This window comes from Stenotrophomonas sp. PFBMAA-4, assembly GCF_030053215.1.
Taxonomy (GTDB): domain Bacteria; phylum Pseudomonadota; class Gammaproteobacteria; order Xanthomonadales; family Xanthomonadaceae; genus Stenotrophomonas.
The window spans coordinates 87,340-113,562 of record NZ_JASGBW010000002.1 but is presented as its reverse complement, the minus strand read 5'-3'; the positions used below and the strand labels follow the sequence as shown (position 1 = coordinate 113,562).

The following is a 26,223-nucleotide window of genomic DNA, read 5'->3' as shown; positions in this document are numbered from 1 at the left end:
AGGACTCTCCGCCACTGGTCAGCATAGGTACGACACGCCCCAGGCTCGAATCAAACGACGGCTCGGACGATGGCTGGCCCATCCGACGGCTGGGCCACGTGAGGAGACGGGAAGTCGAACACAAGGCGGTTCGACAGACGATGGTTGGGCCCCTCTATGCGGCCGCCTCCTTCTTCAACGTGCTTGGCGCGCCGATGGCCAGCCGTAGCACCCGTTTCATCGCCTCGATGTTTAGTCCCTCGACAATCCGCGCCGGTGGTTGCTCTTTCTGCACAGGCGAGTCGCCCTCGGCTGACTGGCTTGCAGCAGCATCAGAGGCCGCGCTCTCGTCGGCCTGCTTGGCTTCGGTCGGCGACATCGGGGGCGATTTCTTGTAGGTGTAGGCGTGCTTGAACACGGCAGAATTGGCAGGCGAACTTTGGTCAGCCACCGCCCGCCGGGCGATCGCCGGCAGCCCTCGACCTTCGCTTTCGGCAATCTTAAGCAGCATTTCCCCGATGATTGACTCAGCTCGTGACGCTGGAATATTGGCCAGGATAGGAGAGCGCATGCCGTCGTGGGCTGTGCGTCGTTCGATCTCGACCCAGTAGATATCACTGCTGCCCATTGCAATGTGCACCACGAGAGCCGCTCGAGGAAGCGGCCTACCTTCACCGGGTCTGAGGATCACCCATCCGCGGCGAGGGAGCTTGCCGCTCATGTTCTCCCCATTGGCTACCTCGTCCGACAGAAAGTTCCAGCAGTCACCAACGCCGCGCACCTCACGCTGCGCGGGGTCATTGGGAGAGAACAGCGAATGAGCTGAAATGAACCCCTCAGCTTTCAGCTTGTTCAGTGCCTCTAGGAGGCGGGAGAAGGACGCTGACGGGGGATGAGTGATCGCGCGCACGGTGGCTTTGCCAGGATTTCCTTCTTGGCCGCCGTCGTCACCCGTTGATGCCTCTTGGGTTTGATCGGGATTCTCTGACCCACCAGTGGTGGGCTCACCTGTGGGAGAGATATGGCTTTTCTTCTTTTGGGTCTCAACGCGTGGCTCCTCTAGCCACTCAATTGCAGTGGTATCGAAGCCCTCATTTCCGAACTGGGGATTGGCATCCACGCCCGATTCAATGTCCCGCTGGTTGTTGCCTCGGCCTTCCGACCTGCCGCCCCGATTGCGATTAGGGTCTTCTGTTCCGTCCTGCGACTTCAACCCGCTGTTCTCGCGCTCGGCCAGAATGGTGGGTACGTGAGCAGGCAGGGTCCAGCCGGCGATGTGCGTGACCAGGAATGTCTCGGTGCCTTTCATGCGGTTGGACTTGAGCATGAGCCCGCGCAACCTCAACCGAAAAGGACCCAGCTCCGGATCCCACGGAATCCGACCGGACGCATGCCAAGGCGCAAATCGATCAGAGCCTCGTTCCAGCAACGCGTTGCTGTAAATCAGATTTACGCTGTGCTGGGCGTATGGGCTGTGAGCGAAGATGGCCAAGCCCGGGGCGTGCATGTCTAGGATGTGGGTGCGCACCACGACCTTCCATGCGCCGGTTTCCGCGCAGATGGCTGTCTCGAGCCCATTGGTCATGGGCTTCAGGTAAAGAAGTTCATCCTTCTGGACGTCCCAATCACCCTTGGCCGCGATGTGGATCATGCGCGAGTCGGGGTAGTAGAAGGTCTGCTCAATCAGCATCCGGGGAATGACGACGTCGACCTCAGCTCCGCCATGCTCAATTCGTCGCACGACGCACCGGGACATGTCGTAAGTCCGATAGGGGAGTTCGTACTGCGATGGGTTGAGCAGTCGGAAGTTGTATTTTTCAGCCCAGCCCGGCGGCTTCACAAGATTGTCGCCGAGAGATATCTCCCTCATCAGCTGCTCGCCACCGGGCATGTCCAGCATCAAGGTGCTGGTGCGGAGATCGCCCACCCGACGGCCGGACTGATACACCTGACCCACCCGGATGGCGGGCAGCGAGCCGGCATCAAGTAGGGCTGTGCGAAATTGTGCAGCTACGTTCTTATCCCGTGCCAGGAACTGGCCGACCTCTGACTCTGACATGCGGCGAAGCATTTGGGCATCGCGAGCGGGGATCTGCTGCAGAAGGATTTCTACGCTGGACGATCTGCTTTTCTCGTGCATCTGGCGATGTTTATCGCACCACTTTACCGCCCAAAGATGGTCGTCAGTAGGGAATCCAAGGAACTTCATGTCACCAGATGAATGCTCGCGGGACCACACCATAACGCAGTAGCATCATTAAGTGCAGCGCCTGTTTGGCATTCAATTTTTTGACGCTATGCCAATGATTTGACGTCACTTCTGTGCTGCGCAGAGCCGTTTAACTCAATCAAGGAGGGTGCGTTCGCCATGGAATCCATCTACAACCTCTACCTATACTTTGATCCAGACGACCGTTGTGACCGCGTGGGCTATGCGGCTCACGATCTCGATGGTGACGACGATGTCGGAAGGCAGCTGTTGCAAAAGAACGTCAAGGCTGATCTTCAGCGGGCGACCAAGGTCAAGCTCTCCCGGCCTTTTACCAGGCACGAATACAACACGCGCTGCAGGTTGGGTACTGAGCGAGAGCTTTTCGATGAGGCGTTGTCTCATGCCGGCGCCGGGCAAGGACCATTGGTCCTGGTGTCCCCGGTGATCAAAGGGCGAGTTACGTACAACTACAGCAGTCAGCTCGGTGAGTTCGACGTAGGTGAAGCATCCCTTGCTGCCGGTGAACACGGTCAGATGGTTGACTGGTTCACCAAGTACGTCACCAGCGAGGGGGCCCGGTTTGACAAGCTCATCAACGATGACTACTTCGCCGCGATCAGGCTGACGTATCAGAAGGGACTTTACGTCTCTTCGATGAAGCTCCTCTTGAGCTGCATTGATAGTCTTGCGTACGTGGAGTACGGCGACGTGCGCGCCCCATCCTCGTTCATCCGCTGGCTGCGGGACTATGCGGATCTTGCGCCGCTAGAGATCACCGCCGAAGAGCTTTGGGAACTTCGCAATGGGCTGCTGCACATGTCCAACCTCAACTCATCACAGGTGAGGGCGAGCAGTGTGCGACGCATTTCCTTCCGCGTAAGCGGCGCAAGGTTGAAGTTGCCCGACACGGGGAGCATCCACTACTTCGAGTTCCGCGGCCTGATCGACGTCATAGGACTGGCGATCGGCAGCTGGATCGAGAGCTACAACGTCGATCGCGAGAAGATTCACAAGTTCGTTGAGCGATACGACGAAACGGTTTCGGACGCTTCTGGCCATGATCAAGCTGCCGCAGTAGCGCTGACTGACCGACCAGGGCTCCGGTGCCTCGAGCGGGCACCGGAGCTCGGTCGATCATGCCATCACGTACAGCCTGGAAGCGGCAGGAAGATGTGCGCAACCCGGATGTTGCCCCCTGCCCAGGCCTGGTCGGCGGGCCGAACATGCTGAGTGTCGAACTCTGCATGAGTGCCAAAGACCTCAGAGGGGGCGCAGACGTGCTTGCCCGCGCCGTTGGCCACCATGGACAGCGAGGTGTGAGCAGTCGATTTGGCCAGGTCCGCAGCAAGCTTGCTGATGCAGCCAGCTCGATCACTGAGCGTCATTCCAACCATTGCCGCGATGGGCTGGTGCTTGGCGTAGTAACCGTCAACGAAGCGTTGCAGGCCGTCCTTGCCCCGGTACTTGCCACGGCTGGCGGATTCCGGCTTGAGCTTCTTGAACTCGTACACCATGTCCAGCTGAGGTAGCTGGGCGTTGGAGAAGTACGTGATATCCATGCGCATGCGCTTCATGAACTTCTTTGTTGCTGGATCAAGCTCCAGCAGATGGCGCTCATAGCTCCACTGTCCGGTGAGGCGGCCAACGGATGTGCTGGTTTGGTTCAGGTACCACCAGAAGATCTCGGTGAGTACCGGCTCCGACATGCCAGGGCTGAAGCGGTCAGGGCTCTCGCTGGTAATGCGATGCCATGTGGTTACCAGGAACTCAGTGGCTTGCCGCGCCTCGTTGAGCGGGAACATTTCCTGCCAAGGGTCTTTGCTAGCGCTATCCATAGCTTTGGTTTCCATCAGCTTTCCATTCCCCTGGCGTAGCGCACGATGCGTTCGGCATCACGCTGAGCCGATCCGGTCATCCAGAAGCGGCTAATGAAGGGCTTCACCAGGTAGATGTTGTCTTCATGTCGGATAATGATGTCGCCCATCACGTACAGGCACTCGCCCCAGCTTGCCGGCAACAGATCATTGCCCCGCAGTTCGTCCACCAGCGCACGAACGGCTTTGTTCGACTCAGCTGCCTCAATCCTGGACTGAGCTGCCTTATTTGGCTTCATGCGCACAACGCCAATAGGCCCTCGGGCACCGGCAGCGTTGAATGCCAAGTCAGCCTCGATGGAGCCGGTTCCGCCTGCGGCCTGCTGCCAGGCGCGCAGCTCAGAGCTCAGGGTTGCCCCGTACTGCTGAATTTCGCTTTCGGAGGGACGCCGATGCAGCGCTGTGTTCAGATCAGAGATGGTCCCCGGCTGGATGCTATCCACCACCAGCGCACTGATCTCTTGGATGCGAGCATGCTGCTGCGGGCTCAGCTCAAAGTACTCAGCCAGAAGGGCCTCAGCTTCCTGGCGCTTGGCCGCGTACAAGTCGTTATGGAGGATCGGAGGCTTGGCTTCGATAGCCGCCAGGAGATCGGTAAGCTGCTTGACGATACCCGCGGCAGCTTTCGGATCACGATGCACGTCAGGCGCAACAAACGGCAGCGCTTTGAGGTCGTTCAAGCTCACGCGCTCTCGCTCAAACGCGATCTGATACGCAGTCATGAGCAGGAAGTATCGGGCCAGGTCCGACTGCAGGTAGAAGGCGATGAATCGCAGCAGCCTGGCCTGGCCAGTTGGAGCGGTGATCACGCCTATGCTGCTGGTGAAGCAGAAGGGAGCGCTGGAATATGCAGCGCAGACCCTGCGGTCAGTGGACAGGCCATCAGTCAGTACAATTCGGGGGGCCTGGAAAGCACTGAGCATCGCGGGCGGGATACGAGCTACCGTCGGCCAATCTTCCGCCGGGAATGGCTTGAGTACGGCGCGGTCAAGCACTGAGCCCACGCTGCTAAAGGATCTGGCATCCAGGAAGGACATGGCTGCCAAAGGCTCCGATGAAGCCGGCTCCTTTACCGAAGAGTCCATAACATGGAAGCCCTTCATGCTGGTCCAGCCGTCGCGCTTGAGTAGCGCGCCCAATGTCCCCTTAAGGCGCTGCTGGCTGATCATCGCGACATCGTGGGCATTGCCCCAGAACAGCGTGGTCAGCAGTTCGTTGCTGTAGGAAAGTGACTGCGCGCGGATCTGGCTGCGATCGGCACCATGGACCGTCAGGCGGCTGAAGGCGAGGCTGACATCGGCCTTAGGAGTCCAGTAGTCGATCTGCTCATCTCGGGCAGGGCCAAGCTGACCCTCTGGTCGCGGCGTGGCAACCATCACCATGGTGGGCTGGCGTGCCGATGCAAACAGCAGCTTGCGGACATCGCCAAAGTTGATCAGCTTGTCAACCCGGTACTGCATCAGCAAATCCCGCATGAACGCCTTGCTGCTGGGGGCGGCAAGCAGGCTCACTGGAAGGATGAAACAGACTTTGCCTGTCGGTACCAGGCATTGACTGGCTCGGAAGACAAAGGCCGCGGCCGTCTGCCGCCGAGGCAGATCCACGCCGTTGGCACGCGCCCACGTATCACTGCTCAGGCTGACCGTCTTGGGAGGTTCGACCCAAGGTGGATTGGAGAGGAAGACGGTGCACGTCGGGCGCTTCGCGCGCGGATTGGATACGTCGAAGAAGTCACCATCGACCTCGCCGCCACGTAGGTTCTTGCCCACCAACTTGGGGAGCTTCGCCTTTCCTTCCGCTGCGAGCGTGGCCAGATCGGCCGGCGCCAGGCCCTCCAGCACCGAGAGATACAGACTGAACGCCGTCACGCGACAGGCCGACAGATTCAGGTCTGAGCCAAAAATTGAACGCTCCAGTAGCTCTACGCGCTCCCCAAACGTGAGCATACCGCCGCGGCGACCCTGAGCATGACCGATCAAGCGCCGGAAGGCGGTCGTAAGCAGAATCCCTGAACCACAGGCACCGTCGTAAATGCGCTCACTGAGCACATCCTTGGAGTCTTCCAGGGCTAGATCCACCGCCAGCATCGCCAAATGCCGCGGTGTGTAGAACGCTCCGACCTCCCTCTTGTCCTCGGACAAGAAGGACTCATAGATGCCTGAAATCAGCTCAACCGGGATAAACCGGAAGTCGTAGCGCCAGAAGCTGAGCTGACCGCTTTCAAGGTCATCGCGCTTGAGGAACCCGTGCAGGCTCTGGAGCGAGGCAGGCGACAGGCCATTCCAGAATCGATCCAGGCGCTCGCCGGGCTCAAGCAGATCGCCATTGAAGTCCTTCTTCAGCTGGCGGAGCAGCTTGATGATTCCGGCCGCGTCCTTGGCCGCCACCAGTGCAGAGAGCGGTTCCACGTCGTGTTCGATGCGGTACTGATCGCCGATGATGCCCCTGTGCTCCAAGTAGGAGACGAACATCACTTGGGCCATCAGCAGCTGGGCATCGGTCTTGGTCAGGCCCTGCTTCTGCAGGACGTCCACCATTACTTTCAAAGACCGCAGCAGGACCTGGTCGACTCGGTTCTCGGCAGAGAACCACTCAGGGTGGTCAGCGAACACCGAGCCCGACTGCACGTCGGCGCTGGAAAACGGGCTCAGTGGATTGGCTTCGTCGCGACCAAGCGAGACCGCATCGGCCTTGCGGTTACTTACGGGGAGGGCTTGCGCGCTTTCCTGATCCACAACGAGGACAATGGAGATCAGGTTCTGGTTCCAGATCCTCTCTCGAATGGCGTCCAAGGCGGCCTTCTTGCTGGTGCGCGAATCCTTGGCCAAGAAGCAAACGGTAGGGACGCCATCGACGTCAAAGACGGCGCGGGCGCGAATGTCTCCATTGGGATCAAGGAGATCATCAATCTCGCGGGCATATGGATGCGAACCGGGAACCTTGCCCGCACGGTGGAGGTTGCCTGCGTCCTGCAGGTAGCCCCAAGCATGTAGCCAATTGTTCAAAGCGGCGGTTTTCACGGCAAGCCTTTGCCCTGAGTAAACGGTCCGATATTAACACAATGATTGAGGCAATCAACTTGTGTGCTAGCATGCCGACGAGGGTACTACTCGTCCTGATTGGGGCCGCCGCAGTTGACGACTGAACTGAGTCCAGCGCAGATACAACGTTTCAGATTTATCGAGGCCCAGCTGCTGTGGGAGGGATGTCTGCAGCGCAAGGATCTGTGCGCGGCCTTCGGGCTGACCCTTAACCACGTGACGCGTGAGATTAGCAGTTACCGGGCCCGCTATCCCGGCTTTCTGGCCTACGATCCGGAGGTCAGGGCGTGGACGGCAACTGAACGCTTCAAGCCGCAGCACGCCTCTGGCGATCCCCAGGAGTACTTGGAGCTCCTGCTGGCCTTCTCGCTAGCACGTGACCCGGCCATCATGGCCGGCACCGGGCCGGCCTTGGCAGTGGAAATGCTGCCAAGCGCGCAGGGAAGTATTCCCGCCCAGGTGCTGAGGCCCTTGGTCGCTGCCATCAGTCAGCGGCAGTGTGTCGAGATCGCCTACCAGTCGTTCTCAGACGACGACCCTCAGCGCCGGATCATCTGGCCGCAGAATCTAGTGTATGTGCTCTCCCGTTGGCACGTGCGTGCCTATGATGAGCGGAAAGCGCGCTTTGCGGACTTAGTGCTGAACCGCATCGTAGAGTGTGGCCCGGCTGACGATGCTGCCAATCTGCCCGCCATTGAGCATCTGGATGTCGAGTGGCAGACCTGTGTAGAGGTGGCCATCCAGCCAGATCCCTCCTTGTCCAAAGCACAGCAGGAAGTGGTCGCGCGGCAGTTTGGTATGAGCAATACGCACGCCGGCTGGCGTTGGAGTACGGCCATGCGCCAGTGTTTGGTCAAGTACTTCCTGCATCAACACCGATTGGATATCGTCCCCAGTGGACCGCATGTTCGAGTTGCGCTTTGCGATCCTGCGCTCGCCCAGTGTTACCGCTTCAGCGACGACTGACGTCCACGCCAAGCTCGCCTGCGTCGAGGTCACATCGCCATGCCTGAAGTACGGCTCCAATACGGGAACAGTCCCGTCTGTACGCAAGTGATTGCGCGCCCCGACGTGGCCTGACGCTGGTTGCGGCCATCGTTGAGCAGCGCACTTCCCGCTGCCACATCTCGTTCAGAAACTTGGCAAGGCGCGCGGCCTAAAATCCCCGCCAAGAGCGGTAGCGACCGCTTACCCTGGCCAAGCAACGACAAAGGAATGCGGGAATGACACCAGACCGATTCAGATTTGAAGGAAGCCATGGACTCTCGGATCTCCTGAAGGCGCAGACGGCAAACAGCCTGGCTGGGCAGCTCGACTATCCTGGCGGCTTGGACTCACTGGCAAGCCTGTACAGGGAGCAGGAGTCTGTCGCGACGCGAATGGCAATCCTCTCGCAGACCAGAAACCTTCGCTCTGAAGCAGAGAATGTTGCGAGGTATCTTCAAGGGCGAGCCAACTCAGTCATTGATGCCTACCTCGAAACCGAGCGGAAGCGGGTGCTCGCTTCGGCACAGTCCGTGGCAGCCTGGTCCGTGGAAGCAGCTCTCGCCCGCGATAGCGCGATCAATAAAGCAATCAAGTCGCTGACCGATGCTTCTACGACCAAAGGCATGCTGGGTGGACTTAGCTTGGCCGAGTACACCTGGGAGCTTCTCCAAAAGGAGCAGTTAGCTCAGCAGAGAGACGCGATCTTTGCTCGGAATGCTGGTTCTGCCACGTTCGAGCGTATCAAGAGTGAGCTCTACGACCGCTATGGATCGCCAGAGCTATCGGCAGACTACGCCTCGGTCGAGGAGCTTCGGGCTGAGTATGGTCCTGACAATGCCGACGACGATTCGATTGCTATCGAAGTTGCGGGTGCAAAGAGTCGAGCGATCGAGGCCTTGGCAAAAGACGTCGCTGCCTCGCCCGCAGCTTTCTGGCGCGGCAAAAGCGAAGCGCAGCGAGTAGCGTATCTCACGCTGTACCTGACCTTGATCTTCAGTCTCCTGGATAACGTGCGTTGGTACCTGGACCGCATCGATCAGCAAATGCAGGCAGCTGAGATGGCTAAGGAGAAGGTGGTGCTGGAAGAGCGTCACCGAGAGGCAATGGACGCTTCGGAACGACTGAATCGTGCACTTGAAGTATTGGCAGGGCAGGCGCTGGAGGGTGAGGGGGAGGTGTACGTGGTCGGGACACGCTCGGCGACGGTGCGTGCTCGGCCTGGAGGTGGCTTGGTCTTGGGCACTGCTTACACGAACCAGCAAGTCCTAGTGACTGGCAAGAGTTCGCGATGGCTAAAGGTACGGTTCCGCGATCATCTCGAGCAGCGGGATATCGAGGGTTGGGTGCTGAAGCACTACCTGCAGCCAATAAAAGGGCGGGCGGGTCCGTGATGGCTAATGGCCTGCCCTCCGGTATCTGACTGGTACCTCTGCGTCGTTCAGTCTTGCGCGGAAGCTCCGCTTGTACCGCTTAGCCTGACTGTTGCTACATGCGCCTGATTCATTGCCATGACGCGCGGGGTTATCGGCGAGAGCGCGGCTCATAGCGTGTAGCGGGGTTAACTGTAAAGTAGTGGAGTTAGCTGTAATTAACAGCCACCACCCACCAATGCCGCCGCACTGGCACTGTGGTGCGGTGCCCTGAAGGGACGCTGCCGCCAGCGACGCGGGTCCAGCCCTTCGCCACTCACCGAGGCAATCGCGGCCAGCTGCAGTGCTTCGTCCTCTTCGGTGTCCGGCAGCAGGCTGGGCAGGCGCGAGGCCAGCAGGGTCTTGCCGCAGCCGGGGCTGCCGATCAGCAGCAGGTGGTGGCCCCCGGCGGCGGCCACTTCCAACGCGCGCCGCGCATGTGCCTGCCCGCGCACGTCGGCCAGATCGGGCAGGGGCAGCGGTGTGGTGTCCACGCGCTCCACCGGCGGCAGCAGGCGCGGATTGCCCAGCCCGGCGCAACATTCCAGCAGGGTGCGGGCCACGCGCACATCCGCATGCTCGGCCAGCGCAGCCTCGGCAGCATTGCCCGGCGGCACCACCAGGATGCGCCCGGCCTCGGCGGCGGCAATGGCGGCCGGAAGGGCGCCGCTGACCGGCCGCAGTTCGCCCGTCAGGCCCAGCTCCCCGAGAAATTCGTAAGGCAGCAGCGACTGCGGTTCGACCTGTCCGCTGGCCGCGAGGATGCCCAGCGCGATGGCCAGGTCGTAGCGGCCACCCTCCTTGGGCAGATCGGCGGGCGCAAGGTTCAAAGTGATGCGCCGCTGCGGAAAATCGAAGCGCGCGCAGAGCAGGGCGGCACGCACGCGCTCGCGTGATTCGCGCACGCTGGCTTCGGCCAGGCCGACGATCTGGGTGACCGGCAGGCCGCCGGACAGATGCACTTCCACCCGCACCAGCGGGGCATCGACCCCGGCGCGGGCACGGCTGTAGACCAGCGCCAGGCTCATGTGTGGTTTCCTGCGAAGGGGCGCTTGATGGTGCCGCCCGACGACGGCGCGAGGCCATCGGGATTTGCAGGCGCGCGGTCTAGGGTTTTTCCGGGCGGCGGCGGTCGGCGTCAGGGTAAAGTTGCAGCAGCTCGGGCTGGAAGCCATGCCGCCGCTGTTGCGGACGTGCCCGACCACGATTGGCAAGGAGCCGGAATGCGCGTCAAGAGGATTGCGATGGGCTGGGTACTCGTGGGCCTGTCCGGTGCGGGCAGCTTCGCTGCTGCCACCACGACCATCAACGAACCTGCGCGCGACACCATCGCTGAGCTGCTGCAGGGCATTCCACCGGCCGAGCAGGCCTCGTCCGCTTCCGCCTATCGCTATGTGCGCCACTGCCTCGCCAGGCGCCAGTTTGAATCGTTCCTGGGAAGTGATGGGATCGATCCGGATGCAACGTCATCCCTGCGGGTGAGGGCGGCGGGGATGCCGGAGCCGCTGCGCACGCGCTTTCTTGAGAACGTGCGCATGCTTGATGCGCGCCGTGCAGAATGTGCGCCTTGGGAGCAGAGCGTGGCGCCTGACAAGGCGGCACTGCAGGTGTACCTGCTGGCGCTGGACAATGCCGCGGCCGGCGACGCGCGTGCCGCTGCCTGCTTCGTCGCACTGCCTTGGGCGGAGCCCGCGCAGGGAACGCCGGACCACGCGCGGTTTGCAGGCGCCTACACCGCGCAGGCCCGCATCCTGATCGACGCGGGCATTGCCAGGGGCAGTTGGTTGATGGTGCGCGCCGCTGCCGGCCAACTCAACGCACACCCGCATGCGACGATGATGCTGCCGCTCGAGCCTGCCCTGGCCTACCGGATTTCCAGGCTCATGCAGATGGGAATCGAAGATCCCGCTCTTTCCGGTACATTTGCTGCGGATGCGCGTCGCTACGCCTCCAGTCTGTCGCCTGCGGTGCTGCAGGTTCTGGAAAAGGACGTGCAGTCCCAGTTCCAGTCGGCATTTGCCGGCCGGGGCGGCGATATGGAGTCGTTTACCCGGCTGTGCGACTGAGCACAGGGCGGACGTCGCGCGCCGCTGGGGAAAGGAGGGATTTTTGTATGGCATGGCCACGAGGACGTGTTTTCCTGGGTGTCACCCCAACGGCGGCCCGGCGCTGCATGCTGCTGGGACTGGCGGCGTTGCTGGCATCCTGCGCAACCCCCTTCCAGCGTCCGCCGGCGGAAAAATTCCGGCTGGATATAGTCGATAACGCTGACGCGCGCCGATTCGAGATCACGTTGACCTCCCTGGACACGCGCGCGATGTGCGTCTCTGCCGAGAACTGGCCAGATGACATCGGCGGTTTTGTTGTGTCGCAGGAATCGACCTACCTGCAGGTCGATGCACAGGCGCTGGCGCCAAGCAGCAGTTTCTCCAGCGTGTATTGCCCAGGCGGCTGCGGTGAGCATCGCATTGCCCCCAGCGCGACGCTGCGACGCACGATCAACTATGCAACGTTCGGCGATGCCGCAACGATTGCTGCATCGCCGACGAAGGTGCTGCATTTCGTGGCAACGCCGTACTACTGCCGTTGGGCGTGGCCCAGCTCACGGGGAGCAGGTCAGTGCTTCACCGGCTGGTCCCAGTAACAGACCGCCATCGCCGGGCCATAGCGCGCGACCAGCGCATCCACTGCCTCCTGGCTGCGCGGGCCCTCGTTGCTCGCCACGGGTGCGCCGATGCCTGCCAGCACGGCATCTGAAAGCTGGATCAATGAGATCGTGCGGTCTGCGGGGCAGTGGTGCATGAGGTTGGCGTCGGGCTCGTTGAGCCGGTCCATCCACTCGAACAACGGCGGATACACCGCGGCGCGGCGCAGGAACCCGTCCTGGCGTTCGATGCTGGCCTGCAGGCGTTGCCGGCCTTCGGCGGTGAGGTCAGGCAGTTTCATCATGCGTGGCACCACGCCGCCATGGAACAGCACGACGCTGTCGGGCATGACGTGGCGCGTGGGTGCGGCCAGGAACAGATAGTTGGCGCAGGACGACACGCACAACTGGTACGCGTGGACGCTGGCCTTGCGGTCGAGGATGGCATCGCCGATGTCCATGCCCAGTTCCACGTCGCCGCCCATCGAGCGCACGATCACCTGTGGCGTGACGCCTGCAGGGATGGCCGACATCTGCGTGAGGAACGCATCGCGGCTTTCCTTGGTCAGGCTGCTGGTGAAGTCGGCACAGAGCGTATCCGGCGCGACGGTGCGGACCTCGGCCGGTGCGCTGGAGGGGCGCTCCTTCATCCAGGCCACGCAGCGTTCGGTGGCTGCCGGGTCCAGGCCGTCGGCGGCCAGCGTAGTGCCGGGCAGGGCCAGCGCGAACAGCAGAGCAGAATATCGAAGCATGATCGTGACTCCTGTCGGGATCGAGGGGCGTCCGTTGCCCGGCGTGGGCACTCCGAAACTATCACGGAGAAAGGCGATGTGGGTCGTGCTGCTTGCTGTGGAGCACAGGTTGATCACGGGTCAGTCCGCTTCCTGCGTGACGTTATCGACATTGTGTGCGTCTCATGGGCACGCAAAAAAAGCAGAGACTGCCAGCTCATCACGCGGATGAGGAAACGTCGGCGCATCAACTGATTCCAATGATTGCGACAGACGCGGGTGCCCTCGATAGCCAGAATCTATTGGCAGTGCACAGAGCGGAGTGGAAGAAACGAACTCGACCCGCATGAGGCCGCGGGCATCGAGTTTGCCGTACATCGGCAGATCCCCACGAACCACTGGGCTCGTCGGGGTACATCGCAGCGCCAAGGAGAGGTTATGAAAGAGATCAGACAGACCGCTGAAACCAATCACCCGTTCGTCTATGACGAGAACGGCCTTTGCGAAGTGCGTGATCCGCGCGCTCTGGAAATGCTGGGCGCCGGAGGCGTCCAGGCTGCCGGCGCGGTCTGCAAGGTAAACAGCGGGAACTGCGTTTCCGGCTGTGCATGCAAGTCCCCCTGAGACTTGTAAATGATGCGCCGCCCTCGTGGCGGCGCATTCCTTTCAGCGCACCAAGGAGAGCAATGCATGCGATACGCGCTGGAACTCGCACTGTCCGATATCCATAGATCGAAACTTCTCAGCGTCCTGATCGTGCTCGCCGTAGCGACAGGCATAAGCGCGTTTGCCACGATGCTGCTGATCCGGATCGGCCTCGGGGGCGATCCTGCACCCAGCATCAGCCAGTCTCTCTATCACGTGGAGCTTGATCTGCGGGATGATGCCGCCCGATCCAGCTCTGCCCGGCCGCTGTCTGTGCTGTCGCTGCACGATGTGCAGGAAATTGCCCGCCTCACCGGCGTCCCGAGCGTAGCAACGTCGTCATCCTGGCTTCCCTACAGGCCTATGGGAACCAATCGGCCGCTCGGCATGATTGCCGTTCGAGGTTTTACGTCAGGTGCGCATTCCCTGCTCGACCTGAAACTGCTCTCCGGGGCCTTCTGGCGATCTGATGATGACCAGAATGGAGCGCGCGTTGCAGTGATCTCGCGATCACTCTCGAGGGAGCTGTTCGGATCGGAATCTGCGGTGGGAAGACAGATCGAGCTGGCCACGCGGAGCTTCGCCATCGTCGGCGTGGTGGAGGACTGGAATCCCATTCCACGATTCCACGATCTTCGAGGCGGTGCCTACGCGGAGAGCGAACGTCTCTATATCCCGCTGGCGGCATGGCGTGCGCTGCCAAAGGACTACGGCATGGGCGCGATGTCCTGTCGCGACGGCGTCCCTGAGGATCCGGAGAGCGCATCGTGCGCTTGGCTGCAGCTATGGGTCCAGCTGAACGACACGCACGCGCTCGGCGCATTCAGCAGTACGCTGCACCGCTATGGGCTCGCGCAGGTCGATTCAGGCAGAGCCACTGACGTGTTCTCCCGCGTGGCACCGCTCAAGGAGTGGCTGGCGATCAATGACGTACTTCCCGATGAAGTCAGTACACAGCTGTGGTTCGCAGCCGGTGTTCTGGTCATCTGCCTCGTGAATGCCGCCGGGCTCTTCCTGGCTGGCTTCGTGGGCCGGTCCAGGGAGATCGCCATTCGCCGGTCGCTTGGCGCAACCCGTGGAGACATCGTCAGGCAGCTCGCCGTTCATTCAGCTGTGCTGGGGGCCGCCGGAGGACTCGTCTCCATTCCAATGGTCCTCCTCGGATTTCGGGTCGTGCAGGGTCTCTCCAGTGCGTATGCATCGCACCTTTCCATTGCGTGGTGGTACGTTGCCCTGTGCCCCTTGATCGCGGCGATGTCTTCCCTTCTGTCGGCGTCGATTCCGCTGTGGAGAGCCAGCCAGCGGTTCGTATCGTTGCGCATGGGGGAAGTGCCATGACGGTGGTTCACGCGATGATGACGACGCTGAAAACGGTGTCGAAGCACCTCACGGTCGTTGGCCTCATGGTGCTTCAGATCTCAGTTTCCATGGCGGTGCTTGCAAACATATCCACGATTGTTCTGGAAGCTTCGGAGCGCATCGATGCCGAGTCCGGCCTGAGCGAGGCCCGTATCGCCGTGGTGCAGAACATAGGCGTCATCGACTTCGAAGATGCCGCAACCAGTTCGGGCGCTGGGCTGCGTGCACTGCGGGACGTACCAGGTATCAGCGCCGCAGCAATCGGCCCGGTCCCTTTCGCGGTGGAGCGTGGGGCGGTGCGGCTGGAGAAGTCCAACCGCGATGCGTCAGGGCACCCGTATATCTACTTTGGAAGCGAGCAGCTCGCGAGCGTACTGGGTACGTCAGTTGTCCAGGGCGTTGCGCTGGATAGCCTGCAGGCACCCTCCGTCGAGGACGTACTTGAGCCCAACAGCACGTTGGCCGTACCTGCGGTCGTCACCCGGAGTCTCGCCAAGCGCCTTTTCCCTGCGGGCGACGCTTTGGGAAAGATGATCCATACCGAGGTGTGGGGCAGCTATCCGCTGACCCTGCGAGTCGTGGGTATCACGGCAGACTTCAGGAGCGCATCCACCGGTGATGCCAGCGACTACGAGGCCGTGATCTCGGAAGTGAAGATCGATGCCCAGAGTATCGGGGGGCTGTATGCCGTCCGTCGAAACGTGCCATTTGATCTGGAGGCGAAGCGGGTCGTGACTCGCGCCCTGTCCTCGTCCATGCCGGGCTTTGTACAGGAGCCCGTTCGCTCCGTGGCCGAGCTCAGGACAGCGCACTTCGCCAAGGACGCATCCAGGTCAAGTGTGTTGCTGGCAGTGGTTTTCGTCGTGACCGCTTCGTCAGCGCTCGGGGTGTTCGGAATGAGTCATTACTGGGTCTCTGCCAGACACCGGTCGATTGCCATCCGGCGCGCGCTTGGGGCATCCCGACGTGAGGTGGTGGCCCTCTTCGCCGTGGAGAGTGCCGTTGTTGCCGGGCTTGGCGTGATCCTGGGTGCAGGGTTGGCCGTAGCGGCGAACCGTCTTCTTGCACTCCAACTGGAGATGGCTGCAGTAAGCGCCGCTTCGGTGGCGCTGGGTGCGGGACTGACGTTGCTGAGTTGCCATATCGCCGCTCTGATTCCCGCTTTGGGCGCGGCCAAGGTTGATCCCGCCCTGGCGTTTCGCCAGCGATGACCGCCTGTCCAGGAGAAGTGCATGGTGCTTGGGCTGTGGAATCGCTGGATGCTTAGGAGTCGAGACGTCGTCCTTCAGTCCGAGTCAACGGAGTGTGGTTTGGCGTGTTTGGCGATGATCGCTGCCAGATACGACCGGCGGGTAACCCTTCGCTGGCTGCGGCGTCGATACCCGGTTTCACTTCGAGGTACGACGGTTGCACGTCTCTCGGAAATTGCCCGCGACCTTGGCTTGCAGCACCGCGTGTTTGCCGGAACCGCATCTGCCCTTCGGAGGCTTGATGCGACCTGCGTTATTCTGGTTGATGACTGCCATTTCGTGGTCGTCGAGCGATGTGGAGCCGAGCAGTTTCTTGTGCTCGACCCGGCTGTCGGTGAGCTGGTTCTTTCCTGCGCAGAACTGGAGAAGCGATTCTCCGGTGCACTACTTCGGTTTACTGGCGGTAGCAGACAGTGTGAAGACATGCCGGTGGAGCCAAGCCCCTGGTCGGCACTGACGTCGCAGATGCGCCCACGCAGGCTCCGGTATCTCCCGATACTGCTTCTAGCTTTAGTGGCGGAGCTGCTTACGGTCGCAGCGCCTTTTTAATATCAGTCCGCGGTAGATGGTCTAGGGGGCGCTGGAGTATTCAGTGCGGAAGGCCTGTTGCTCATATTCGGTTTCATTGCGATTGCGAGGGTATGGGCTGCTTCCATCCGCGGTCTGCTCACTGCAGACCTGGGTGCTTCGATTGTTGGCGGGCTATCGAACAGTGTGTTCGGTCGGGTACTGGAGCTTCCTCCGTCGTACTTCCTGCGCAGGCACGCAGCAGATGTCATCTCGCGGCTGGGATCGGTGAACGAAGTTCAGGAGCTTGCATCGTCCCGGATCGTGGAGTGCGCGGTCGATGCGCTTGCGCTGTTCATCCTGCTGGCGGCGTGCTGTACCTATAGCCTCCCGCTTGCAGGGATGGCCGCTTCTGGAGCGGCTTTGTGCATGGCCGTTCGGGTATCCATGTCAGGTCGGGTAGGCGTCGCGTGCAACGTGCTCGCAAACAGGCTCGCATCGCAGGACCGTGAGGTGATCGAGACCGTGCGTGCAGCACAGACGGTCAAGCTGAACGGAATGGAGCGGCTCAGGGGTGACCGGTTTCGCAGGGGCAACTCGTCACTTATCAGAGCGAGTATTTCTCTTCAGCGCATGGCTATCCTTTCGCAGTCTGGAAGCGACGTGATTCTCGGCCTGTTGAGGGTCCTCGTGGTCTACGCAGGCGTGTTGGCGGTTGATAGCGGAGCTCTATCCGTCGGTGCTCTTGTCGCCGTGACCATCTATGTCGAAATGATCTGCCAGCGTGCAAGTGCGCTCGTACCGAAAGTGATGGACGTAAAGATGGCGCGGGTGCATCTGCAGAGAATTTCGGAGGTGCTCTCCGAGCCTGCAGAGGAATGTGCGGACTGGGCCGGAGCGGGCGACAGAGGTCCTGCGCCGTCCGTTGTCTGTCGTGGGATCCACTTTCGTTACTCCGTCGATGATCCCTGGGTGCTCAAGGATGTAAGCCTCACCATTCGACCGGGTGAGATGGTAGCCATCGTTGGTCCGTCGGGTGTGGGTAAGTCAACACTGTTGAGCATCCTGGCTGGCTTGGTGGCGCCGACAGCTGGCGTGCTTGAAGTGGACGGTTGTGATGTGAAGGCCTGTCATTTGCCCCTCCTGCGCCGCCAGATTGGAACGGTCCTCCAGCAGGACACGCTGCTGTCAGGGACTGTGCTTGAGAACATCACGCTTGGGGAGGTGGCTGATATCCCGCGCGTGTGGCATTGCCTCGCTGCTGCGGGCCTCGACAACTTTGCGTCGTCCCAGCCGATGGCGCTTGCGACCCAGGTTGGGGATGAAGGGCGGTTGCTGTCCGGCGGCCAGCAGAAGCGGCTTCTGTTGGCGCGCGCGCTCTATCGGGCGCCGAGAGTCCTGGTTCTGGACGAAACGCTGAGCCAGCTCGACTACGAAGCGGAGCAGCAGATCATGAGTGTCCTTTTGGGACTGCAGATGACGAGGATCATTGTGACGCACCGGATTTCCACTCTACCGGAGGCGGTGCGTGTGATCAGGGTGGGGTAGCAACTACAAGGAGAGGTAGGTGGAGAACTTTCAGGAACGATTGAACAGGCGGTTGGAGCTGACGATCATGCCAACCGAGAAGTGCAATTTCCGGTGTGTCTACTGCTACGAGGATTTCGAGATCGGTCGAATGCGTGCGCCAACCATTGCCGGAATCAAGGCGCTGGTGCGCAGGCGTGTGGAACATCATGGGCTGAAAGAGCTGCGTGTGGAATGGTTTGGCGGTGAGCCACTTCTAGCGAAGGGTGTTGTCCTGGAATTGTCTCGGGACTTCCACGCGCATTCTTCCTCTGGGGCTCTCGAGATGCTGGATTGCAGCATGACCACGAACGGTTTTGAGCTGACTCCGCCGGTGTTCACTGAACTGGTAGCACTTGGCGTGAACTTCTTCCAGATATCGCTGGATGGAGATTCAGATGCTCACGATCTGACGCGACGGTATGCCTCTGGGGCTGGCACGTTTCATCGGATCTACGAGAACCTGCTTGCCATGAAGGCCTCCAGCTTCAACTTCACGGTGATGATGCGGTTGCACATCATGCCGGGCAATGAAGAGAGCCTGATGCGGCTTTCGCGCCGGCTGTGTGGTGATTTCAAGGGAGATGCACGCTTCACGGTGTTTCTGCGCGACATATCCAATCTTGGCGGGAAGGGCGAGTCTCTGCAGATGATTACGCACGCCGAGGCGGTCCGGATATCCAAGCTCCTGCAGGCGCACTTTGAGGCTGAGGGCTTCTTTGTCGAGAATGGAGTGGAAGCTGAGTTTGAAAGCCAGGTTTCAGTGTCAGGGCTTTCAGATTCGAACCCGGCGTTCCAGTCACTGAAGGAGTCGGGTCTCCGTGTCAGTCACGTGTGCTATGCGGCCAAACCCAACCACATGCTTATCCGAGCGGACGGGCGAATTGGGAAGTGCACCGTGGCGCTGGGCAGCGAGGGTAACGTGGTTGGGGCCTTGGCCGAAGACGGGACGGTAGCCTTGGACGCCGGGAAGATGAAGTTCTGGACGCGAGGCTTTCTGTCAGGTGACGCATCAGAACTTGGGTGTCCGCTGATTACCCGCACTGGCTAGTCACTGCTATGGGCGCGACCTCTGCTATGGCCGGAGGTCGCATCCCTGTCACATCTACTGGGGGCAGCGCTCAGGCCTGGGTTGAATCCCGCCCTTCAATCTCACGAACAGCCGCTTCCAGCGCATCCAGCTTCTCGCGCGTCTTCAGCAACACTGCACGCTGCACTTCAAATTCCTCGCGCGTCACCAGGTCCAGCTTGGCCAGGCCGGCCTGCAGCGCGGTCTTGAAGGTGGCCTGCAGTTCCTCGCGCGATTCGCGCAGGCCCGGCGGGACCAGGTCGCTCAGGCGGCGGGCAAGGTCATCGAGGTGGTTCAGGTCGATCATGGGGGACTCCGTGGCCTGGCAGGCCGTTCGCGCATAAGGATACTGCCGGCCCGCGCGGCCGCACAGGCGGCGGCGGTTTCGCGCCGGGTGCGTTCAGGCGCTATCCTCCACGCCGGAATACAGGAGATCGACGATGAAGATGGTCATGGCGGTGATCAAGCCGTTCAAGCTCGACGACGTGCGCGAAGCGCTGGCCGAGCGTGGGGTTACCGGTATCACGGTGACCGAGGTGAAGGGCTTTGGCCGGCAGAAGGGCCATACCGAGCTGTACCGCGGCGCCGAGTACGTGGTCGACTTCCTGCCGAAGGTGAAGCTGGAAGTGGCGGTGACCGATGACCAGGTGGAACTGGTGGTCGAGGCGATCGTGAAGGCGGCGGGCACCGGCAAGATCGGCGACGGCAAGGTGTTCGTGTACGACCTGGGCAGCGTGGTGCGTATTCGTACCGGCGAGCTGGACGCGGACGCGCTGTAAGCGCGCCGCGTGGCGTCTGGACGCGGCTGGGTAGAGTCGACCGTTGGTCGACTACCGCGCGCAGCGCGGGTATTTCGGGTGCGGATGGAAGGGCAGTCGACCAACGGTCGACTCTACCGCTTCGCCCACTTGTAGAACCGCTTCCAGCCCTGGCGCACGGCGGCGACCCAGCCCGGGTCGGCCACCAGCGCGGCCTGCGCGGCGCTCGGCGCCTGGCCGGTCACGCGCTGGCGGATCTTCAGCAGGTTCTTCATGTCGCTGCGGCGCATCTGCCGGCTGAGCGGGTTGCGGCGCAGCCAGCGCGGGGCGCGCCAGGCCGAAGTGAAATCCAGCAGCACCGGCACGCCGCCGCTCACCACCACGTTGGTGCCGTGCAGGTCGTTGTGGGTGATGCCGGCCGCGTGCAGGCGGCTGAGCGCGTGCTGCAGCTGGTCGAACACTTCATTGCCCACCGCCTGCGCGGTGCTGAGCGTCTGGCCCGGAATGAATTCCATGCCCAGGGCGAGGCCGCCGAGGGTGCCAAGCAGGGCCGGGGCATGCTTCCAGCCACCCAGGCGCTGCAGGATGCGCGCTTCGCGGCGCACCATCAGGCGGGCAATCAGCGAAACCGGGGTGCCGCGGTAGCGCGAGTAGTCCTTCACCACCGCCGGACGGCCGTCCAGGCAGGTGCGGTAGACATCGGGGGCGAGGAAGCGATCACCGCGCTTGAGCAGCAGCGGGGCCACGGCATCATCGCCGCAGGACGGGGAGGGGGAAACAGAGGAAGTCATGGCGGGGTCTCGGACGACGACCCGGTGGGTGGCGCTGCAGCGTCAAGCGAACCGGTACGACTGGAGGGGAGGTAGCTAAACTTTCGTTAAGTGAATTTTAGTACCGCGGAGTTCGCTAATCCACGCTTTGTCGGAGAAATGTCGGGGCCGTAGCTGGAACAGTTCGTCGCGCCTGATCGGACAATTTCGTCTCACTTGGCGCTTCGGGCCTTTTCAATCAATGGCTTGCCAGCAAACTGGTCTGCAATGCGCCGCACGAACGGCAGCAGTGCGTCGCGCAGCTGGTCCAGGCCGGGCTGCTCGATGGGGAAGTGGCCGCATTCATCCAGCAGTACCCGCTGCTTGGGCGCGGCCAGTCGCTGGAAGAAGCGGTCGCTGATCGCCACCGGAGTCCAGTCGTCGCAGGCCGGGTGCAGCATCAGCACCGGGCAGCGCTGGAACTGCTCGGGTTCCAGCGCCGGGGCGGTGTCAAACAGGGAGGCCAGCAGGCCCAGCGGCACGCGGTTGCCGCCGCCCAGCGGGTCGGCGCAGACCAGCGCGGCCAGGGCCGGGTCGCGCGACATGCGCTGCATGTGGGTGAACCAGCGCACCGGCACGCGCAGGCCGCGGGTGAGGCGGCTGGCGGGGCGCAGCGTGGGCAGCAGGGCGCGCATCCACGGCTGGCGCACCAGCGCGGCCTGCACGTCGGGGTCGCGTGGGTCAGCCAGGGTGGTGGCCACCAGACCCTGCACCCACGGCGATTCGGCCGCCACCAGATAGGCCAGGTAGCCGCCGATGCTGGCACCCAGCAGCACGATCGGGCGCGGCCGGCGCTTGTACTCGGCCTCGATGAGGGCCAGCAGGGCCTGCTTCCACGTGCCGTAATCGAAGGCTTGCCAGGCCGCTGGGCTCAAGCCATAGCCGGGCAGGTCCGGCGCCACCACTTCATGCCCGGCCGCGGCCAGGCCGGCGGCCAGCGGGGCGAACATGCGGCCATATCCGCCGGCGCCATGCACCAGCACCACGGTCGCGCCGGCATCGGTCGGGCCGTGGCGGTCCAGGCGCAGGGTGCCCCCAGCCCAATGGAAGGCCTCGCTGCGTGGCGTGGCTGCTGGCTGGCCCGGGAAGAAGGCCGCATAGCGGGCGCTGAGGGCGGGGTAGGGGGTGTGGTCGCAGGCGGGCATCCGTGCCAGTGTAGGTCGGTTGTTCAGCTACGTGATGCTGAACAGGGTGCTTGGGTAACTTGACCCGGGGGCATTGGCTGCCGACCATAAGCTGTTAACCCGCGACATCGGCGGCCGCCCCCACCCGGCACGTCACCGTCCCCTGCCGCGTCCCCACCTGGTGCAGGCCGCGCGGCCGCATCGTTCGTTTCCCTGTCCGGCGCCCGCTGGAGGAAAGTGCTTTGATCATCAAGATTGTCCTGGCAGCGCTGTTCGTGGCCTGCGTGCTGTACATCCATTACCGCGGCAAGGTCCGCGCGCGCTGGTCGCGCCAGTTGCTGGACCACTCCAGCTTCATGGCCCCGATCAACGTGATCATGTACCTGTTCTCGAAGGTGCCCACCACGCCGTTCCTGGACCCGGGCAAGGAGCTTCCGCAGCTGGAGCCGCTGCGGCAGAACTGGCAGGTGATCCGCGACGAGGCGCTGGCCCTGCGTGACGCGCAGAAGATCGCCGCGTCCAGCAGCTACAACGATGCCGGCTTCAATTCGTTCTTCCGCCGTGGCTGGAAGCGCTTCTACCTGAAGTGGTACGGCCCGTCGCACCCGTCGGCCAAGGCCATGTGCCCGAAGACCGTGGCGCTGATCGAATCGATTCCCGATGTGCGCGCGGCGATGTTCGCGCAGTTGCCGCCGGGCAGTGAACTGCGCCCACACCGCGATCCGTTCGCCGGTTCGCTGCGCCTGCACCTGGGCCTGAGCACGCCCAACGACGATGGCTGCTACATCGTGGTGGACGGGGTGAAGAAGAGCTGGCGCGACGGCGAGTGGATGATGTTCGACGAGACCTACATCCACCACGCGCACAACGAGACCGACCAGGACCGCGTGATCCTGTTCTGCGATATCGCCCGCCCGCTGCGCTTCGGCCTGCCGGGCCTGTTCAACCGCGCGGTGGCGTCCACGCTGCTGGCCGGCGGTGCCTCGCCGAACCTGCCGGGTGACCCGACCGGTGGCGTCAACAAGGCCTTCGGTGGCGTGTACAAGGTGCGCCTGAAGGCCAAGGCGCTGCGCGAGCGCAGCGTGGTGGCCTACCAGGTCATCAAGTGGGGCCTGGTGGTGGCGGTGATTGCCGGTATCTGGGCGATCTGAATTGTAGAGCCGAGCCTATGCTCGGCTGGATTCCGGGTAGAAGCAGCCGAGCATGGGCTCGGCTCTACAGAAAGAAAAAACCCGCGCTGTCGGTAGGTGCCGACCGTTGGTCGGCACGCATTAGCCCCGGTAGGTGCCGACCGTTGGTCGGCACACCTTGCCATCAGCCCTTGAGGGCTGATGCCACGAACGGCGGGGTCACCAGCACGCCGGTGTGCAGCGCGGCGGTGTAGTACAGGGTGTTGAAGGTCTTGGCAGCCGAGTCGGCCTGGCGGAAGTCGAAACCGCTCTCGCCCTTGCGCGCCATGGTCACGCTCCACCAGCCGGTGGGGTAGCACGGCTGCGGGAACGGCAGGGTCTTGAACGAGCCGAAGCCGGCCTTGCCCATCTCGGTGCGCATCTCGTTGATCAGCTCCAGCTGCATCAGCGGCGATTCGGACTGCTGCACCAGGATGCCGTCGTCCTTCAGGGCCTTGAAGCAGCTCTCGTAGAAGGCCTTGTTGAACAGGCCTTCGCCGGGGCCGACCGGGTCGGTCGAATCGACGATCACCACGTCCACGCTGCCGGCCGGGCAGTTGGCCATGTAGGCCACGCCGTCGTCGAACAGCAGCTCGGCGCGGGCGTCATCGTTGGAATCGCACAGCTCCGGGAAGTGCTTGCGCGCCATCACGGTGACCTGCTCGTCGATATCGCACTGGGTCACGCTCTCCACGCCCTTGTGCTTGAGCACTTCGCGCAGGGTGCCGCAGTCGCCACCGCCGATGATGACCACGCGCTTGGGCGCGGCGTGGGTGAACAGCACCGGGTGGCTGATCATCTCGTGGTAGAAGAAGTTGTCCTTGCTGGTCAGCATGATGGCCCCGTCGATGGTCATCAGGTTGCCCCAGTCAGTGGTCTGGAAGATCTCGATCTTCTGGAACGGCGACTGCACCTCGTCCAGCTTGCCGGTGATGCGGAAGCCGATGGCCGAGCCCGTGCGTTCGAAGTGTTCGATGTACCAGTTGCTGCTGTCAGTCATTGGATTACGGTCCTGTTCGGAGGGTTGAAGCCGGGCTGGCGGGCGGGGCCGCGTGGCACAGATGCCACATCCGGACGGATCGGCCCGTTCAGGTTCAGACCTGCCACGGGCGCGGGCGCGCATGATAACGAACCTGTGGGCATATAGGCGTTATCATGCCCCCCCTTTTATTGCCAACAAGGCCGACTGCAATGACCGATTGGTCCCTCGACCAAGCCCGCAAGACCTACTCGATCCCGCATTGGGCGGATGGTTATTTCGATGTGGATCAGGCCGGGCACATGGTAGTGAGACCGACCGGGGCAGATGGCCCGGTGGTGTCGCTGCCCAAGGTGGTGGACGCTGCACGTGCCGGCGGCGCCAAGCTGCCGCTGCTGGTGCGCTTCCCGGACATCCTCGGCCAGCGCCTGGGCAAGCTGCAGGCGGCGTTCGCCCAGGCCCAGCAGGACTGGGAGTACCCGGGTGGCTACACCGCCGTGTACCCGATCAAGGTGAACCAGCACCGCGGCGTGGCCGGCACCCTGGCCAGCCACCACGGTGAAGGCTTCGGCCTGGAAGCCGGCAGCAAGCCCGAGCTGATGGCCGTGCTGGCGCTGTCGCGCCCGGGCGGCCTGATCGTCTGCAACGGCTACAAGGACCGCGAGTACATCCGCCTGGCCCTGATCGGCCGCAAGCTGGGCCTGCAGACCTTCATCGTCATCGAGAAGCCGTCCGAGCTGAAGCTGGTGCTGGAGGAATCCAAGGCACTGGACGTGAAGCCGGGCCTGGGCGTGCGCATGCGCCTGGCCTCGCTGGGCGCCGGCAAGTGGCAGAACAGCGGTGGCGACAAGGCCAAGTTCGGCCTGTCCCCGCGCCAGCTGCTGGATCTGTGGAAGTCGCTGCGCGATACCGAATACGCCGACTGCCTGAACCTGCTGCACTTCCACATGGGGTCGCAGATCTCCAACGTGCGCGACATCGCCAACGGCATGCGCGAAGCCACCCGCTATTTCGTCGAGCTGTCACAGCTGGGCGCGAAGATCACCCACGTGGACGTGGGCGGCGGCCTGGGCGTGGATTACGAAGGCACCCGTTCGCGCAGCTTCTGCTCGATCAACTACGGGCTCAATTCGTACGCCAGCAACATCGTGCAGCCGCTGGCCAACGCCTGCGAAGAGCACGGCCTGACCCCGCCGCGCATCGTCACCGAGTGTGGCCGCGCGATGACCGCGCACCACGCGGTGCTGATCGCCAACGTCTCTGAAGTGGAGCAGGCGCAGGAAGGCCGCGTGCCGGACCAGCACGACGACGAGCCGGCCTCGATCCGCCACCTGCGCGAGATCCACGAGGAACTGGACACGCGCCCGGCGGTGGAACTGTTCCAGGAAGCGCAGCACTTCCACGCCGAAGGCCTGGCCAGCTACGCGCTGGGCCAGATCGACCTGCCGCAGCGTGCGCGCATCGACGATCTGTTCTACGCCATCGCCCACGGCGTGCGTGCGCGCCTGAGCTACGACGAGAAGAGCCACCGCCCGGCGCTGGATGAACTGAACGAGCGCCTGGTCGACAAGTACTTCGTCAACTTCAGCGTGTTCGAATCGATTCCCGATGCGTGGGCGATCGACCAGGTGTTCCCGATCGTGCCGATCGAACGCCTGAACGAGACCCCGGACCGCCGCGGCATCATCGCCGACATGACCTGCGATTCGGACGGCATGGTCAAGACCTATGTCGAGAACGAGAGCCTGGACACCTCGCTGCCGCTGCACGCGATGAAGCACGGCGAAAGCTACCGCATCGGTTTCTTCATGGTGGGCGCGTACCAGGAAATCCTGGGCGACATCCACAACCTGTTCGGCGATACCGACGCGGTGGAAGTGGTGGCCGATGCCGATGGCTACGCCATTACCCAGCAGCGCCGCGGTGACACTACCGATGTGATGCTGGACTATGTGGGCTACAAGCTGGACGACCTGCGTGCGGCCTACGCCCAGCGCGTGGCGGCGGCCGAGCTGTCGCCGGAGCGTGCGCAGGAGCTGTCGCAGGCGCTGGAAGCCGGCCTGACCGGTTACACCTACCTGTCCGACGAACCGCTGGCGTGATGTCCATGG

21 protein-coding genes and 1 pseudogene are annotated in these 26,223 nt (G+C 62.5%); 13 read left to right on the top strand and 9 right to left on the bottom strand.

Going from position 1 to position 26,223, the window contains the following annotated elements; all coding sequences use genetic code 11:
• Positions 1-154: 154 nt before the first annotated feature.
• Positions 155-2,188 carry a hypothetical protein gene (locus QMZ26_RS01835; protein ID WP_283220370.1) on the bottom strand — a complete coding sequence of 678 codons (2,034 nt, stop codon included), beginning with the start codon at positions 2,186-2,188 and terminating at the stop codon, positions 155-157.
• A gap of 159 nt (positions 2,189-2,347) precedes the next feature.
• Between QMZ26_RS01835 and QMZ26_RS01830 the strand changes: the two genes are divergently transcribed.
• Complete coding sequence (locus tag QMZ26_RS01830) at positions 2,348-3,421, top strand: hypothetical protein (RefSeq protein ID WP_283220369.1); 1,074 nt, start codon at positions 2,348-2,350, stop codon at positions 3,419-3,421.
• On the opposite strand, the gene QMZ26_RS01825 is transcribed toward QMZ26_RS01830, so the two are convergent.
• Positions 3,334-4,041 (bottom strand): hypothetical protein, encoded by a 708-nt coding sequence (locus QMZ26_RS01825; RefSeq protein WP_283220368.1) that lies wholly within the window; start codon positions 4,039-4,041, stop codon positions 3,334-3,336. The genes QMZ26_RS01830 and QMZ26_RS01825 overlap by 88 nt on opposite strands.
• Positions 4,041-7,085, bottom strand: coding sequence for an N-6 DNA methylase (locus QMZ26_RS01820; protein WP_283220367.1), 3,045 nt, complete (start codon positions 7,083-7,085; stop codon positions 4,041-4,043). The genes QMZ26_RS01825 and QMZ26_RS01820 overlap by 1 nt, the downstream gene beginning before the upstream one ends.
• Before the next feature lie 114 nt (positions 7,086-7,199).
• On the opposite strand from QMZ26_RS01820, the gene QMZ26_RS01815 reads away from it, so the two are divergent.
• On the top strand, positions 7,200-8,072 hold the full coding sequence (locus QMZ26_RS01815) for a WYL domain-containing protein (RefSeq protein WP_283220366.1): 873 nt from the start codon (positions 7,200-7,202) through the stop codon (positions 8,070-8,072).
• Positions 8,073-8,329: 257 nt separating this feature from the next.
• A complete protein-coding gene (locus QMZ26_RS01810; protein ID WP_283220365.1) occupies positions 8,330-9,484 on the top strand; it encodes an SH3 domain-containing protein in 1,155 nt (384 codons plus the stop codon).
• A 203-nt stretch (positions 9,485-9,687) separates the two neighbouring features.
• Here QMZ26_RS01810 and QMZ26_RS01805 read toward each other — a convergent pair.
• Positions 9,688-10,530 (bottom strand): annotated as a pseudogene (locus QMZ26_RS01805) (magnesium chelatase domain-containing protein); the annotation flags it as partial.
• 195 nt (positions 10,531-10,725) lie between these two features.
• On the opposite strand from QMZ26_RS01805, the gene QMZ26_RS01800 reads away from it, so the two are divergent.
• Both QMZ26_RS01800 and QMZ26_RS01795 read left to right on the top strand, forming a co-directional pair.
• Positions 10,726-11,568, top strand: coding sequence for a hypothetical protein (locus QMZ26_RS01800; RefSeq protein WP_283220364.1), 843 nt, complete (start codon positions 10,726-10,728; stop codon positions 11,566-11,568).
• Between the two features lie 107 nt (positions 11,569-11,675).
• The gene (locus tag QMZ26_RS01795; protein WP_283220363.1) at positions 11,676-12,146 is read left to right on the top strand and encodes a hypothetical protein; all 471 of its coding nucleotides are present in this window, start codon (positions 11,676-11,678) and stop codon (positions 12,144-12,146) included.
• Here the strand turns inward: QMZ26_RS01795 and QMZ26_RS01790 are convergent.
• Positions 12,119-12,898: a hypothetical protein gene (locus QMZ26_RS01790; protein WP_283220362.1), complete on the bottom strand. Its 780-nt coding sequence runs from the start codon at positions 12,896-12,898 to the stop codon at positions 12,119-12,121. The genes QMZ26_RS01795 and QMZ26_RS01790 overlap by 28 nt on opposite strands.
• Before the next feature lie 417 nt (positions 12,899-13,315).
• On the opposite strand from QMZ26_RS01790, the gene QMZ26_RS01785 reads away from it, so the two are divergent.
• From QMZ26_RS01785 to QMZ26_RS01765, 5 genes are all read left to right on the top strand, one after another.
• Positions 13,316-13,501 (top strand): hypothetical protein, encoded by a 186-nt coding sequence (locus QMZ26_RS01785; RefSeq protein ID WP_283220361.1) that lies wholly within the window; start codon positions 13,316-13,318, stop codon positions 13,499-13,501.
• A gap of 66 nt (positions 13,502-13,567) precedes the next feature.
• Positions 13,568-14,860 carry an ABC transporter permease gene (locus QMZ26_RS01780; RefSeq protein ID WP_283220360.1) on the top strand — a complete coding sequence of 431 codons (1,293 nt, stop codon included), beginning with the start codon at positions 13,568-13,570 and terminating at the stop codon, positions 14,858-14,860.
• Entirely contained in the window at positions 14,857-16,092 is a 1,236-nt protein-coding gene (locus tag QMZ26_RS01775; protein WP_283220359.1) for an FtsX-like permease family protein, read from the top strand. The genes QMZ26_RS01780 and QMZ26_RS01775 overlap by 4 nt, the downstream gene beginning before the upstream one ends.
• A 645-nt stretch (positions 16,093-16,737) precedes the next feature.
• The gene (locus QMZ26_RS01770) at positions 16,738-18,186 is read left to right on the top strand and encodes an ATP-binding cassette domain-containing protein (RefSeq protein ID WP_283220358.1); all 1,449 of its coding nucleotides are present in this window, start codon (positions 16,738-16,740) and stop codon (positions 18,184-18,186) included.
• Between the two features lie 19 nt (positions 18,187-18,205).
• Positions 18,206-19,255 carry a radical SAM protein gene (locus tag QMZ26_RS01765; RefSeq protein WP_283220357.1) on the top strand — a complete coding sequence of 350 codons (1,050 nt, stop codon included), beginning with the start codon at positions 18,206-18,208 and terminating at the stop codon, positions 19,253-19,255.
• A gap of 70 nt (positions 19,256-19,325) precedes the next feature.
• Here QMZ26_RS01765 and QMZ26_RS01760 read toward each other — a convergent pair whose 3' ends face one another.
• Positions 19,326-19,580 carry an accessory factor UbiK family protein gene (locus QMZ26_RS01760; protein ID WP_283220356.1) on the bottom strand — a complete coding sequence of 85 codons (255 nt, stop codon included), beginning with the start codon at positions 19,578-19,580 and terminating at the stop codon, positions 19,326-19,328.
• A gap of 133 nt (positions 19,581-19,713) precedes the next feature.
• Between QMZ26_RS01760 and QMZ26_RS01755 the strand changes: the two genes are divergently transcribed.
• Positions 19,714-20,052, top strand: a complete 339-nt coding sequence (locus QMZ26_RS01755) for a P-II family nitrogen regulator (protein ID WP_079223976.1) — start codon at positions 19,714-19,716, stop codon at positions 20,050-20,052.
• A gap of 113 nt (positions 20,053-20,165) precedes the next feature.
• On the opposite strand, the gene QMZ26_RS01750 is transcribed toward QMZ26_RS01755, so the two are convergent.
• Together QMZ26_RS01750 and QMZ26_RS01745 are read right to left on the bottom strand one after the other, a co-directional pair.
• Positions 20,166-20,822, bottom strand: coding sequence for an RIO1 family regulatory kinase/ATPase (locus QMZ26_RS01750; RefSeq protein ID WP_079223975.1), 657 nt, complete (start codon positions 20,820-20,822; stop codon positions 20,166-20,168).
• A 191-nt stretch (positions 20,823-21,013) separates the two neighbouring features.
• A complete protein-coding gene (locus tag QMZ26_RS01745) occupies positions 21,014-21,985 on the bottom strand; it encodes an alpha/beta hydrolase (protein WP_283220355.1) in 972 nt (323 codons plus the stop codon).
• 224 nt (positions 21,986-22,209) lie between these two features.
• Here QMZ26_RS01745 and QMZ26_RS01740 point away from each other — a divergent pair, with 224 nt between their 5' ends.
• Positions 22,210-23,115, top strand: a complete 906-nt coding sequence (locus QMZ26_RS01740; RefSeq protein ID WP_174208738.1) for an aspartyl/asparaginyl beta-hydroxylase domain-containing protein — start codon at positions 22,210-22,212, stop codon at positions 23,113-23,115.
• A 163-nt stretch (positions 23,116-23,278) separates the two neighbouring features.
• On the opposite strand, the gene speE is transcribed toward QMZ26_RS01740, so the two are convergent.
• The gene (gene speE / locus QMZ26_RS01735; RefSeq protein WP_079223969.1) at positions 23,279-24,133 is read right to left on the bottom strand and encodes a polyamine aminopropyltransferase; all 855 of its coding nucleotides are present in this window, start codon (positions 24,131-24,133) and stop codon (positions 23,279-23,281) included.
• A 191-nt stretch (positions 24,134-24,324) separates the two neighbouring features.
• On the opposite strand from speE, the gene speA reads away from it, so the two are divergent.
• Positions 24,325-26,214 carry an arginine decarboxylase gene (gene speA / locus QMZ26_RS01730; RefSeq protein WP_079223967.1) on the top strand — a complete coding sequence of 630 codons (1,890 nt, stop codon included), beginning with the start codon at positions 24,325-24,327 and terminating at the stop codon, positions 26,212-26,214.
• The last annotated feature ends 9 nt before the right edge of the window (positions 26,215-26,223 follow it).

Coding starts and splice junctions, on each gene's coding strand:
- QMZ26_RS01775 (WP_283220359.1), top strand. CDS start 14,857: ATGACGGTGGTTCACGCGATGATGACGACGCTGAAAACGGTGTCGAAG.
- QMZ26_RS01800 (WP_283220364.1), top strand. CDS start 10,726: ATGCGCGTCAAGAGGATTGCGATGGGCTGGGTACTCGTGGGCCTGTCC.
- speA (WP_079223967.1), top strand. CDS start 24,325: ATGACCGATTGGTCCCTCGACCAAGCCCGCAAGACCTACTCGATCCCG.
- QMZ26_RS01825 (WP_283220368.1), bottom strand. CDS start 4,041: ATGGAAACCAAAGCTATGGATAGCGCTAGCAAAGACCCTTGGCAGGAA.
- QMZ26_RS01835 (WP_283220370.1), bottom strand. CDS start 2,188: ATGAAGTTCCTTGGATTCCCTACTGACGACCATCTTTGGGCGGTAAAG.
- QMZ26_RS01790 (WP_283220362.1), bottom strand. CDS start 12,898: ATGCTTCGATATTCTGCTCTGCTGTTCGCGCTGGCCCTGCCCGGCACT.
- QMZ26_RS01830 (WP_283220369.1), top strand. CDS start 2,348: ATGGAATCCATCTACAACCTCTACCTATACTTTGATCCAGACGACCGT.
- QMZ26_RS01755 (WP_079223976.1), top strand. CDS start 19,714: ATGAAGATGGTCATGGCGGTGATCAAGCCGTTCAAGCTCGACGACGTG.
- QMZ26_RS01785 (WP_283220361.1), top strand. CDS start 13,316: ATGAAAGAGATCAGACAGACCGCTGAAACCAATCACCCGTTCGTCTAT.
- QMZ26_RS01795 (WP_283220363.1), top strand. CDS start 11,676: ATGCTGCTGGGACTGGCGGCGTTGCTGGCATCCTGCGCAACCCCCTTC.
- QMZ26_RS01745 (WP_283220355.1), bottom strand. CDS start 21,985: ATGCCCGCCTGCGACCACACCCCCTACCCCGCCCTCAGCGCCCGCTAT.
- QMZ26_RS01750 (WP_079223975.1), bottom strand. CDS start 20,822: ATGACTTCCTCTGTTTCCCCCTCCCCGTCCTGCGGCGATGATGCCGTG.
- QMZ26_RS01760 (WP_283220356.1), bottom strand. CDS start 19,580: ATGATCGACCTGAACCACCTCGATGACCTTGCCCGCCGCCTGAGCGAC.
- speE (WP_079223969.1), bottom strand. CDS start 24,133: ATGACTGACAGCAGCAACTGGTACATCGAACACTTCGAACGCACGGGC.
- QMZ26_RS01810 (WP_283220365.1), top strand. CDS start 8,330: ATGACACCAGACCGATTCAGATTTGAAGGAAGCCATGGACTCTCGGAT.
- QMZ26_RS01780 (WP_283220360.1), top strand. CDS start 13,568: ATGCGATACGCGCTGGAACTCGCACTGTCCGATATCCATAGATCGAAA.